Origin of the sequence: Marinisporobacter balticus (assembly GCF_004345705.1) — a bacterium.
Classification (GTDB): Bacteria; Bacillota; Clostridia; order Peptostreptococcales; family Thermotaleaceae; genus Marinisporobacter; species Marinisporobacter balticus.
Genome location: NZ_SLWV01000023.1, coordinates 51,195 through 64,986, shown reverse-complemented (window position 1 = coordinate 64,986; position 13,792 = coordinate 51,195). Strand labels below are relative to the sequence as shown.

Here is a 13,792-nt window from a genome sequence, read left to right as displayed (position 1 = left end):
TCCCCTCATAGATTATGTTTACATAATATCATCAAAGAGGCGGAATATTTGATTGTAATTTTTCCCAGTGTTAAATCATTAATACGTTATATATAATATCAAAATAATATTCTAAAACTTTATAAAAATAATAAAAAGCAGTTTCTTTAGTTGAATTAATTCCTTCATTATAGTAAATAATAGGTTCAATATGTTTGCTTTCTACAATTTGTCCTGCAAATTTTTGCTTATAGTTAATATTGTGCTCCATATAATCATTATTACTACTTCCAAAAATAAAAACTTGAGGGTAATAAATATTTAAAATAAACAAAGCTTGCTGTAAATACTTTTCAACTTCTTCAAGTTTTAATTTTGATTTATCATTTTTCCTTAAAGAAATTGTTATATCGTTATCCCACTCAATTCTAAATGTTGTTAACGGTTTAATACCTTGGAATATTAACCTATAAATATCACTTGGATATGCTATATTAATTTCAACATTTTCTATTTGAAAATTACATATTAACTCTTCTATGCTAACATTTACTGTTGGCTGTATACTAAACTCAGCGTAATTATCTTTATAGAAGCCCTCGATATATCTATCTTTAAAAGAGTTTAGTTTATAATTCCATAATTTCAATTTCTTATTATTATACGAATATAATCCTTCATAAGATAAGTAACCAAATAAGCTCTCAATTAAACCCATTTTGTTAATTACCCCCTTACTCTGGATAGCCGATTTAATATCTCCAAATCTGTTTTCTTCATCTATCAAATAAAAGATATCTTCCCAATACAAGTTCATGTGCACTCTGGTTTTTGAGCAACCTAATCTAATTTTATTTTCATCAGTAGAATTCATATCTAAATATATTGATGACTTACTAAAATATTCTTTCAAATCTTTTATTATATTTTCTATCATTCATTTCACCTTCTATCGAATTTTCTATTAAAGCCCATTCATTTAATCAAACATAAGTGATTATTACTTAATTATACCAAATCTAAAATAGCCTTTCCATTCTTTAAAATTATTCTTACCTTAACCTATAAATCAAAATTAAAATATATCATAGTTATACGCCCATTGAAACAACTTAGTTTCACCATTATTTTGCATTGTATTATTTTGAATTTTATAGTAGAATAACACAGTATCGCATTCAAAGCTATCCTTACAAAATTAGATGGGAGGGTACTTAAAATGAAATCTTACATTTATTTTAGGTTGATTGCAATGACTATTCGCTTGTGTTCACTACAGATTGATTATGTTATTTTAATCATCTTCATACTTTAAGTATTGAAGAAGGGATAAATTCCCTTCCTACAATAAATGAAAAATAAAATTAGAAGAGGAAATATAATTGGTATATTCCCTCTTCTAGTTTTTTTGCTTTTCTTACCTGTGATTATATTAAACACTATTTCATCACCAACCCATCCACGACTTCCTTTTGACGTCCTAACGACAACCACAACCAACCTTTTTTAGAAACTAATCGCAACTACCTAAAAATCCCCCCACAAAACAAAAAACCTCACCTTCCTTAAAAAACCAAGGAAAATGAGGTTTAAATTTGGTGCACCCGAGAGGAATCGAACCTCCGACGCACGGTTTAGGAAACCGACGCTCTATCCGCTGAGCTACGGGTGCAAATATCATTAATATGATAATCTTATTTTCTGATTTTGTCAAGTATCTACTACAATATACTAATTCATTCCATTTCTATTTCTTTAAAAAAGAAATAGTTTCTAAGTACAAATCTTAAAGTATTTTTTACTACAGCACCTTTGTACACATATACAGTGATTCCATCTACTTCGAATTTATTATATTGATTTGGAGTCTCCGACTACATCAGCCTTACCTTTTTTGATGATCCCTTAATTTTCATATATAAAAAAATTATGCTTATAATATACTAGAAAAAACACTCGCAACAACTTTCCAAAATTTAGTGATCAACACCCAAAAAGGAATTTTCTTTACATCTCGATCACTGATTAAATCTACTTGTATTATCTTTTCATTATATAATGTAATATTTAATTCCCCAAGTTTTTGTCCCTTGTCAATAGGATAAGGCATTGTATCTAATAAAGAAACTACTCTACCTTTCTCGATTTCTTCTTTTAAGCCAAATGCCCAAAGATCTTTTTTTGCCAAAAGTTGAATCGGCAGTTTCTTCGCGCCCCATAAATTTATTTCTTGAACCATTTCTTTTGACTTTACAATTTTTTGATTCGCAAAGTTCATTGCCCCATACTCTAATAATTTTTTACTTTCTTTAACCCGACTCCATTCACTTTCTGTCCCAAGTACAACACTGATTAATCGAAAGTCTTGTTCATTCTCATTTTTCTTTTTCACAAGCATCGTAGATGCTAAACACCATCCCGCTTCGTCTGTATATCCTGTTTTTAATCCGTCTACTTCTGGAATTATTTTGAGTAATCCATTTGTATTTTGCTTATAAAAGTTTCTTTCTGGATTTTCATAAAATTCTTGGTCTGTAAGTACCAATAGTTCTTCTTTATAATGATTGATTAAATATTTCGCAAGGATCGCGATATCATGCGCTGACATTTCATTTCCTACTTCTTTTTCTGGCATGCCATTTGGATTTACAAAATGCGTATTATTCATACCCAATGCTTTTGCGCTTTCATTCATCATTTTTACGAAATTCCCTTCATCTCCACCCACATACTCTGCAATCGCCATCGCTGCATCATTTGCTGAAACAATCATCATGACTTTTACAAGTTCTCCCAGTTTTATGGTTTCCCCTTGTTTTAGTTTATAGCTAACTCCCCTCTCATTGACTGCTTTCTCACTTATGAATACGTCATCATCCATCGAAACCTTTCCTATAGCTTCCATAGTAACAAGATATGTCATTAGTTTTGTAATACTCGCAGGTGGAAATTTTTTCTTTATACTCTTACAAAATAGAATTTCTCCAGATTTTTCTTCCATTAATAGTACAGCATTTGCGTTGATCGCTACTTCATCTTGTGCAAAAGAAAATGAAAAATTCAATATAAAAATAAATACGGTTATAATTGTTATAATCTTTTTCAATTTTGTCCCCCCCATTATGTCTACTTATATTCCTATATTATAGGAATGCCGAAAATAAAACCACAGGGCATTTTTCCTGTGGCTTTGTTCCTTATTGTGCCAATAACCATTTATTAAAAAATCCATCTAAATTTTCACCTGTAACTTCTTCACAAACTTTCTTAAAATCCTTTGTTGTAGCATTTTTGAATTTATAGGTATTAAAGTAGTTTTGCATAATCTCATAAAACTTTTCTTCGCCATATGTTTCGTAGATTGCATGAATAAACATAGCCCCTTTATTATAAACCAAAGTCCCATAATCCTCCCAACCTTCAAACTGGTTCAGTGGCCTTAAAATCTTCTCATTCTCTATGCGGGGTGCTGCCTTCACATATGCTTCTTTATGCATATATTTATAATATTTGTCAGCTAATTCTTTCCCTTTTATTTCTCTTTCATAGATAACTTCTGAATAAGAAGTTAAGCTCTCATCTAACCAAGCTTCATCAATCTCATTATTTCCAACAACACCATACCACCACTGATGCCCTGTTTCATGAACAATAACAACCTCTAAGTAATCTTTCCATGCATCACTATATGCATCTTTCATAATAAAGACAATTCCTGGATATTCCATACCACTTGGGAAGTTTGTTTGTACAACAGAATACTGCGCATAAGGATATTTTCCATATACACGATTAAAAGTTTTTATTGCGTTTTCTGCTGATGCTGTAGCGATATCCATAATCTCACTTGTTAATTGTTGCTCCTTTATAAAATACATTTTTAGTGTAGTGCCTTCCACATCTTTTTCTACTAGTTCGAAATCTTTGCTAATTACCCAAGCGAAATCTCTCATTTGTTTTGCTTCTATATCTAAAAACCTGCTTCCATTTACTACTTCATCTTTCATAACATTCCCTGAAGATGCAATCATATAATCTTTTGGTGTTTCTATATGCACATTATAATTACTTACATCACTATAAAATGGATCTCCTAATGCATAATATGGATCTAAGTTCCATCCTGTTTCATCATATACCGCCGCAATCGGATACCAATTTCCAAGATTAAAAGTATCCTCCCCATATCCAAATCGCTCCTGAGCAGGCGGAATTTTTACTGTATAGGTCATCTCTATTAAAACGCGCTCTTCAGGCTTGATTGCTTTCGGTAATACTACTTTGAGAATAGTTTCTCCTTTTCCTTCCAGATGATAACTCATGGTTTTTCCATTAACTGCTACCTTTTGTACATCTATAGCTCCTGGTTGAAATCCTTCTGGATAAGCACGTTTAAAATCATCCATCAAAAATGGTGTGGTTTCTTTTTTGCGAAAGCTATTTGGATACAAGTGAAAATATACCTCTGCCAAAGAAACATTCTCTTTGTTCATATAGTCTATCTTTTGTATTCCCTTAATGGTTGCATCTTCTGGATAAAAGACAAGATTCATATCATAGTTGTCAATTCTTTGAAGATTCATTACATTTACATCTTCTACGATTGGTGCAGTTTTTTTTGATTCTTCTATCTCTTTTTCTTTACACCCTGTAAGCAGAAATATGATTATGAATAAAATAATACTTATCTTTTTTCTCATTTTACTCCTCCTAAAAATACTTTAGAGATAACAAATATCATCGTTAAAATAACAGAAAATATTAAAGCATTTATTTTTTATTGCCACTTATTACTATTATACTTGATTTTTAGGTTCTCTTAAATAGATTATTCATCCAGACAGTTTCCTATTCTATTTTTATATACAAATACATTTGTTCGCTTGGTATTTTATAAAATTTTAATGTTTGTATAAAAAAAAGTTTGCTTTAAAGATTAAAAAATAAAAGCCACTGTTGGCTTTTATTCTCTATAATTTTACGTATTTTGCACTTAATACATTTTCTTTTTTCATTACTTTCTCTAAGCTCTTATTTGATACGGCATCATCGATTGTCAGTACCATCAATGCTTTTTCTCCTATTGCATTTCTTCCTACTTGCATGGTTGCAACGTTAATCTTTTCTTCTCCTAGTACCATACCAATATGTCCAATTACCCCTGGAACGTCCATATTTTTTATAAACAACATATGCTTGCTTGGATTTACATCTACTTCATATCCTTCAATATTCATCAATCGGCCTTCCCTTTTGGACGATAAGTTTCCTCCAATCTTAAAAGTTCCTTCTTTGGTTTTAATCTTAATTTCAATATAGTCCGTATATCCATCATAATTTTCTTTCATTTTTCTTTGTTCTACACCCATTCCTCTTTGTTCCGCCAAAATCATAGCATTAATATAGTTTACCTTGTCTTCTACTACAGGCTCTAACAAGCCCTTTACAAATGCAATCGTACTCATTTCTGTATCTTGCTTGCCAATACTTCCCCAATATTCAATACTTACATGCTCAATTGGGTTTTGATACAGTTGATAATAAATCTTACCTAGTTTCTCCATTAATTCAATATAAGGTTTCATTGCTGCTAATTCATCTCTATGCATGGTTGGTAAATTTACTGCATTGGGTACGATCTCTCCATTTAAAGCATTGATCACTTGCTCTGATGCAGTAACCCCTACGTTTATTTGGGCTTCGATTGTGCTTGCACCAATATGTGGTGTTACAATAACATTGTCTAATTCAAATAAAGGGTTATTAATACTTGGTTCTTCTTCATGTACGTCTAGTCCAGCACTAGCAATCTTTCCACTTTGAATCCCTTTTAATAATGCTTTCTCGTTAATAATTCCGCCTCTAGCATCATTCACAAGTCTTATCCCTGGCTTCATCCATGCAATCTCTTTTTCTCCAATCATGCCATAAGTTTCTTTTGTCTTTGGTGTATGTACCGTAATGAAGTCAGATTCCTCTATTAACTCTTTTAAAGTACTTTTTTTCTCCACATTGAATCGCTTAAATCTTTCATCAGATATATATGGATCATAAGCGATAACCTTCATTCCAAAGGCATTCATTCTTGTAGCAACGAGTGACCCTATTCTACCAAGTCCAATAATCCCTAAAGTTTTGTTGTAAAGCTCTACCCCTTTAAATCTATTTCTCTCCCATTTTCCTGATTTAATATACCCATTTGCCTGAGGGATATTTCTTGATTGTGCCATCAATAATCCTATTGCAAGTTCTGCTGCAGACATCGTATTGCTGTCTGGTGTATTGGCTACAATTATTCCTCTCTTTGTTGCTTCTGGTAGATCTATATTATCTGTACCATTTCCTGCTCTTCCTACTACCTTTAGTTTTTCTGCAAAAGAAATTAATTCTTTATTCACTTTTGTTGCACTTCTAACAATAATCGCATCATATTCATGGATTCTTTTTAATAATTCTTCTCTTGAAATATCAAGACATACATCTACATCTAAATGTTTTTGTAGTAGCTTAATTCCTTCTTCATCAATTCTTTCAGTTATAATGACTTTTTTTCTCTTTCCCATTTTTAATCTCTCCTGTTCTTTATTGCGGAATTATTGTTAATATTCTGTTTATTTTTCTTGTTCTTCTAACGCTTTTTGTATCCATCTTCTATGCATAAAAATAAAAAATCCCCATCCTTGATTCAACTCAAGGACGAGGATATAGATCCACGTGGTACCACCTTTTTTTACTGCATATGCAGTCTCTTACTTGATAACGGAATTTCTCCGGCATAGGTTTTTACCCCTACACAGCTTTCGGTCGGATTCAATAACCTTCGCTATCGATTTTCACCAACCATCGACTCTCTAAAAGCAAAGTATTATTTACTACTACCGTTCATCGCTTTTTGATATGAACCATTTTATGAAACAAAGTATTTTTACTTATTATATTACTTATCTCTTATAAAAGCAACCTCTAAAATATTATTTTTATTCTAAATATTGAGCGAGTGTCTTATGCTCGATCTCCTCATTATTCTTTCTAATCTCAATGGCTACTTTGAATATTCTTGCTGTATCGATGCATGTAAATATAGGCAGTCGATATTCAGTCATTTTTCTTCTAATTCTAAATCCTAAGCTATATTCATTGTTTCCTCTTGTAGGTGTATTAATCATCATATTTATGGTTCCATCTGCAATGCGTTTATCCACCTCAAACAAAGGAATTGTTTCACAAGAAACATTATGTTTATTTAAGAAATTTGCAGTCCCTACAGAACCATATAGTTTAAATCCTAAATCTACATAATCCCTTATGATCTCCAATCCTTCTTCTTTATCTACAGCTTTTAAGGAAACATATATTGCGCCTTCTGTAGGAATTTTAATTCCTGAAGCACTAAATCCTTTATAGATTGCTTTATTTAAATCTCTATCAATGCCTAATACTTCTCCAGTAGATTTCATTTCTGGTCCTAGATGCATATCCACATCGGCAAGCTTCTCACCTGAAAACACTGGAACTTTTACAGCGTATAAATTTTTCTTTTCCATAAGTCCTATTCCATAATCACTATCTTTTAGTTTTTTTCCAAGCATTGCATCTACTGCTAATTTTACCATTGGCACCCCTGTTACTTTGCTTAATATTGGAACCGTTCTTGATGCTCTCGGATTTACTTCGATCACATATATATCTTTTCCATCAAATACATATTGAATATTTACAAGACCAATAATGTCGAGTCCTTTTGCAATCTTTTTTGTATACGCTACTAACTTGTCTATTGTATCTTGATTTAAGGTTATGTGTGGATATATTGTAATACTATCTCCAGAGTGCACCCCTGTTCTTTCTACATGCTCCATAATACCTGGAATTAATATATCTTCTCCATCTCCTATAGCATCTACTTCTATTTCAATTCCTTTTACATATTTATCAATGAGGATTGGATATTTTTTTGATAAATTCACAGCCTCTTGCATATATCGTTTTAATCCTTCTAAATCATAAACCACCTGCATCGCACGTCCACCGATCACATATGAAGGTCTAACAACTACTGGATACCCTAATATCTCTACTGTTTCTAACGCTTCCTCCATACTTGTAACCGCTTTTCCTGTTGGACTAGGAATCTCTATTTTTTCTAAAAAGTTTCTAAATTTATCTCGATCTTCTGCCATATCCATTGACTGATAAGACGTTCCTAATATATTTACGCCTCTTTCAAAGAGCTTTGGTGCTAGATTTACAGAAGTCTGTCCTCCTAATTGGAGAATCACACCCTCTGGTTTTTCGTTGTTAACTACATTCATTACATCATCTATATATAATGATTCAAAATAAAGTTTGTCTGCCGTATCAAAATCCGTACTTACTGTTTCTGGATTGTTATTCATCATAATAGATTCATACCCTGCTTCTTTGATCGCCCATACCCCATGAACACAAGAATAATCAAATTCTATCCCTTGCCCAATTCGGATAGGTCCTGAACCAATCACCAATACTTTCTTTTTATCTGATATAATATTTTCATCTTCCTCTTCATAGCAAGAATAGTAATAAGGCGTTTGTGCGTCAAATTCACCACTACAAGTATCAACCATTTTATATACAGGATGAATATCATATTCTTTACGCATTTTTTGAAGTTTCTCATATTGAATTTCTGTTAAATCACTGATTTCTTTATCTGTAAAACCCATTGCTTCTGCTTCATAAAGTAATTTTTCATCCATTTTTTCTTTTTGCAATCTATTTTCCATATTTATAATATTATTTAAACCATTTAAAAACCACGGATCGATTTGCGTCATTTCATGTAGCTCAGAAACAGTTCTCCCTCTTCTTAAAGCCTCCGCTAGCGCAAATATTCTCTCATCATCACATTTTTTTATTTTATTATTTAACGCTTCTGTATTCATATCCATAATAGAAAACATTCTAAGTCCTGTAAATTTAGACTCTAGGCAAATGAGTGCCTTTAAAATTGCACTTTCAAAGCTTCTGCTAATGGCCATGACTTCTCCTGTTGCTTTCATCTGGGTTCCAAGCGTTCTTTCGGCCTTATTGAATTTATCAAAAGGCCATTTTGGAAATTTTACGACAATATAATCTAGTGATGGTTCAAAACAAGCACTAGAATTCTTTGTTACATAGTTTTTTAGTTCATCTAAACTAAAGCCGATTGCAATTTTTGCACCTATTTTTGCAATTGGATATCCTGCTGCTTTTGACGCAAGTGCACTCGATCTACTTACCCTTGGATTTACTTCTATGACAATATAATTATTACTTTTTGGATCTAGGGCAAACTGTATGTTGCATCCACCTTCAATCTTTAAGCTTCTTATAATTTTGATGGATGATTGTCTTAGCATCTGATATTCTTTATCCCTTAGTGTTTGAGAAGGGGCAACAACAATACTATCTCCTGTATGCACGCCTACAGGGTCCATATTTTCCATATTACATATAATAATACAATTGTCCTTTTTATCTCTTATTACTTCATATTCAATTTCCTTCCATCCTGCTACACTTTGTTCTAGCAATATCTGTCCAATGGGGCTATTCTCTATTCCTCTTTGACAAATTTCAATGAGTTGATCATAATTGGAAGCAATACCCCCTCCTGTTCCTCCTAATGTATAGGCAGGTCTGATAATCACAGGATATCCATGGTTTTCAACAAATGCTTCACATTCTTCTAGCTTTGTTGCAATAATGCTCATAGGAATCGGCTCATCAATCTCTATCATGAGTTTTTTAAATTCTTCTCTATCCTCTGCTTTTTTTATAGTTTCACTGTTGGTTCCTAGTAATTTCACGCCATATTTGTCAAGTATGCCCATTTCACTTAACTTCATAGCTAAATTAAGCCCTGTTTGACCTCCAAAGCCTGGTAAAATTCCATCCGGTTTTTCTTGGGCTATAATCTTTTCTACGCTTTCTACATTTAAAGGCTCTATATATACCTTATCTGCTACGTTTGTATCGGTCATAATCGTAGCTGGATTGCTGTTGACAAGAATCGTTTCAATTCCTTCTTCTTTTATTGCTTTACACGCTTGTGTTCCTGAATAATCGAATTCTGCTGCTTGTCCAATGATAATAGGCCCCGATCCTATTATCATTACCTTTTTTAATGTTTGATCTATAGGCATTTGTCACCCTCCTTTAAATGATCTATGAATTTATCAAATAGATACGTAGAATCTGTTGGTCCTGGTGCACCTTCTGGGTGGTACTGTACTGAAAAAACCGGAAGTTCTTTATGTCTCATTCCTTCTACTGTATTATCATTTAAATTAATATGTGTAATCTCCATTCCATTTTCTTCTACGCTCTTTCGATCTACTGCATAGCCATGGTTTTGAGAAGTAATATAGGCTTTATCTCTTGTGATATCATAAACACCGTGATTTCCACCTCTGTGTCCATACTTCATTTTGTAAGTATCCCCCCCTACTGCTAATGACAGTACTTGATGTCCCATACATATGCCGAAAGTAGGAATTTTTTTGATAATTTTCTTTATTGTTTCGATCGCTTCTGTCGCTGCTTTAGGATTTCCAGGTCCATTACTAAGAAGTACACCATCAGGGCTACTATTCATGATTTCTTCATAACTTGTATCGTAAGGAAATACAGTAATATCACAATTTCTATATTTTAAATTGTTTAATATATTTTGCTTTATGCCAAAATCTAACACAGCAATTTTAGGTCCTTTCCCTTCTATATGAAAAACTTCTTTTGTTCCAACAATCTTCATCCAATCTTCTTTTAACTTTTTTTCTTTTAAAATTTCATCTAATTGTTCCATAGATAAATCTTCGTTGGATATAATACACTTTAGTGCCCCTTCATTTCTAATTCTTTTAGTGATACTTCGTGTATCCACATCACAAATCCCTACAATCCCCATTTTTTGAAGCATTTCTTCTAATGTGTACTCACTCATATAATTAGAAGGATTTTGATCAATCGATTTTGTCACAAGGCCTTTTGCATATATTTTAGAAGATTCACTTTCCGAACTATTAATCCCGTAATTTCCTATTAATGGATAAGTCATAGTGATAATTTGTCCTGCATAAGATGGATCTGTTAATATTTCCTGATACCCTGTAATAGAAGTATTAAATACCAGTTCCCCTACAGAGGTTCCTTTTTTTCCAAACCCTTTTCCTTTATACACTGTTCCATCTTCTAGATACAATATTCCATTCATTTTGCATCCCTCCATCAGTTTTATATATTCATTCATCAATTATCATAATTTATACGCAACAATTTTATTTATAATTATACATAACATTATATAATTATTCAATCAGTTTTAAATTTTTTTCTTCTTTTATATTTGATTTTTATAAACCGATTTATTTTTAAATACATTCTTATTTCTCATAATCCTAACTACTATTTTGATTACATACACATTTACAAATCACGTTATTTATTGTCCTACTAAATTAATATCTATACTTTGCGCAACTATTCATATATATATGCTTTTGTTCATAACTATTTTTTTTATTAAAAAAACCTTTTGCTAGAGGCAAAAGGCATATTTTTACATACACAAATATCAGATATTATCACGAATCATGTGTATCTTCTTTATCACATCCTTTTCAGCCTCTCTGGACCGATTTAAAGGTACTATATTCTATTTTCATTATATAGTACCATATTTTCGAACGAATTGTCAATCATTCTTTTTTTTCCATTTTGTCTATACTTCCTTTAACGCATCTTGTAATATCGTTATACATTGATCGATCTCTTCGTTTTTTACATTTAATGGTGGCAATATCCTTACAACATCTTTCCCTGCACCTACTAGAAGTAGTCCTTTTTCAAAACACTTCCCTACAATCATTTTCGGATCTATGTTTACTTTAATTCCAAGTATAAGTCCCATACCTTGGATACTTTCTATGACAGGATATTTATTTTGTAAGATTTTTAGCTTCTCGACAAAATATTTACTCTTCTCATTAACACCATGAATAATTCCGTTATCTACCAACTCTTCTAAAACGGCGAGTGATACTGCACAAGCCAAAGGACTTCCTCCAAATGTACATCCATGATCTCCTGGTACAAAAGCACTTGCTGATTTTTCATTTGCAAGGGTTGCCCCTATTGGAAAACCTCCACCTAGTCCTTTCGCCATACAAATTATATCTGGAATTACTCCAAAGCTTTGATAAGCAAATAACGTACCTACTCTTCCAATCCCACACTGAACTTCATCAAATATTAATAATGCATCAAATTTATCACATAACCCTCGTGCTTCTTGCAAAAATGCTTTTGTTGCTTTTATGATTCCGCCTTCTCCTTGAATTGGCTCGACAATCACAGCACAAGTGTTTTCATTTATATTTTTCTCCAAAGCAGCTATATCATCAAACTCTATACTTTTTACCCCTTCCATTAAAGGCATAAAATCTTTTTGATACTTCTCTTGTCCTGTTACTGCTAAGGCACCCAAAGTTCTTCCATGAAATGCATTTTTCATATAGATGATTTCATTCTTGCTATTATTTTTTATTCTTCCATATTTTCTAGCTAATTTTAGTCCTGTTTCTACTGCTTCTGTTCCACTATTGCAAAAAAATACTTGCTCATGGTCACTATTTTGGGCTAATTTTTTTGCCAAATCTAATTGCTGTTTATTCCAGTATAAATTAGAAACATGTATTAATGTTTTACTTTGTGCTTCCAATGCGGCTACCATAGCTGGATGACTATGTCCCAAACAGTTTACTGCAACTCCGGAGACAAAATCAATATATTCTTTTCCATCAGTGTCATATACTTTACTTCCAATTCCTTTTTCAAAGGTTACATCAAATCTTCCATAGGTATTCATTATATTATGCTTGCTCATTTTTTTCTCCTCCTTTTATCATTGTTCCCATTCCTTCATTTGTGAATATCTCAAGGAGCAAACTATGCTCCTTTCTACCATCAATGAGATGTACATTTTTAGTTCCCCTTTCTATGGCTTCTATACAGCACTCCATTTTAGGAATCATCCCCCCGAGAATGACTTCTTCCTTGATACATTTTTTTATTTCTTCTACTTCGATACTTGAAATAAAACTTGACGTATCTTTAATGTCTCTATATAGTCCTTCCACATCTGTTAATAATATAAGTTTTTCTGCGTTCAAAACTGCACTTATAGCTGAAGCAACATAATCTGCATTAATATTATAAATATTTCCTTCCTGATCACATCCAATAGGCGATATGACTGGCAAATATCCATTCTGAAGCAAATCGTCCAATAGCTTCGTATTCACAGATACAACTTCTCCTACATACCCTATATCTATTTTTTCTTTTTCTTCATAGATATATTTTTTCTTTGCAGCAATAAGCTGATTATCTCTTCCACTAATTCCTACAGCATCAATTCCATGCTTGCACAAATCAGAAGTGATTCCCTTATTAACTTTTCCCGAAAGCACCATTTCTACAACTTCCATAACACTTTCATCTGTCACTCTTAATCCCTTTACAAATGTTGTTTCTATATCTAATTTATTTAACCAATTTGAAATATTTGGCCCACCTCCATGAACAATCACAACATGAATCCCTACAAGTTTCAAAAGTACTACATCTTCTATCAATGCTTTTTTAGCATCCATATTTTTCATAATGCTTCCACCATATTTAATCACAAAAGTTTTTCCTCTAAATTTTTTAATATAAGGTAGCGCTTCTATCAATATGGCTATTTTCTGATGATCCATCTTATATTAACCCCTTTCTGAATATGCGTTTT

Annotated in this window: 8 protein-coding genes, 1 tRNA gene and 1 other annotated feature; all 9 genes read right to left on the bottom strand. The window is 32.2% G+C overall.

The features are described 5' to 3' along the window. Window positions 1-70: 70 nt before the first annotated feature. Window positions 71-916: a hypothetical protein gene (locus EV214_RS13980; protein WP_132246845.1), complete on the bottom strand. Its 846-nt coding sequence runs from the start codon at window positions 914-916 to the stop codon at window positions 71-73. Between the two features lie 659 nt (window positions 917-1,575). Continuing rightward, window positions 1,576-1,651: transfer RNA gene (locus EV214_RS13975), tRNA-Arg, on the bottom strand. Window positions 1,652-1,912: 261 nt separating this feature from the next. Beyond that, entirely contained in the window at window positions 1,913-3,085 is a 1,173-nt protein-coding gene (locus tag EV214_RS13970) for a D-alanyl-D-alanine carboxypeptidase family protein (protein ID WP_165916379.1), read from the bottom strand. 91 nt (window positions 3,086-3,176) lie between these two features. Further along, a complete protein-coding gene (locus EV214_RS13965; RefSeq protein WP_132246841.1) occupies window positions 3,177-4,679 on the bottom strand; it encodes a M1 family metallopeptidase in 1,503 nt (500 codons plus the stop codon). Between the two features lie 270 nt (window positions 4,680-4,949). After that, the gene (gene serA / locus EV214_RS13960) at window positions 4,950-6,542 is read right to left on the bottom strand and encodes a phosphoglycerate dehydrogenase (RefSeq protein ID WP_132246839.1); all 1,593 of its coding nucleotides are present in this window, start codon (window positions 6,540-6,542) and stop codon (window positions 4,950-4,952) included. A 126-nt stretch (window positions 6,543-6,668) separates the two neighbouring features. Next, window positions 6,669-6,874: a binding site (T-box leader), on the bottom strand. 82 nt (window positions 6,875-6,956) lie between these two features. After that, the gene (gene carB, locus EV214_RS13955) at window positions 6,957-10,145 is read right to left on the bottom strand and encodes a carbamoyl-phosphate synthase (glutamine-hydrolyzing) large subunit (RefSeq protein WP_132246837.1); all 3,189 of its coding nucleotides are present in this window, start codon (window positions 10,143-10,145) and stop codon (window positions 6,957-6,959) included. Next, window positions 10,136-11,215, bottom strand: a complete 1,080-nt coding sequence (carA, locus tag EV214_RS13950) for a glutamine-hydrolyzing carbamoyl-phosphate synthase small subunit (RefSeq protein ID WP_132246835.1) — start codon at window positions 11,213-11,215, stop codon at window positions 10,136-10,138. The genes carB and carA overlap by 10 nt, the downstream gene beginning before the upstream one ends. Before the next feature lie 507 nt (window positions 11,216-11,722). Continuing rightward, complete coding sequence (locus tag EV214_RS13945; protein ID WP_132246833.1) at window positions 11,723-12,886, bottom strand: aspartate aminotransferase family protein; 1,164 nt, start codon at window positions 12,884-12,886, stop codon at window positions 11,723-11,725. Next, the gene (argB, locus tag EV214_RS13940) at window positions 12,873-13,760 is read right to left on the bottom strand and encodes an acetylglutamate kinase (protein ID WP_132246831.1); all 888 of its coding nucleotides are present in this window, start codon (window positions 13,758-13,760) and stop codon (window positions 12,873-12,875) included. Before argB ends, EV214_RS13945 begins: the two co-directional genes overlap by 14 nt. Window positions 13,761-13,792: the final 32 nt, after the last annotated feature.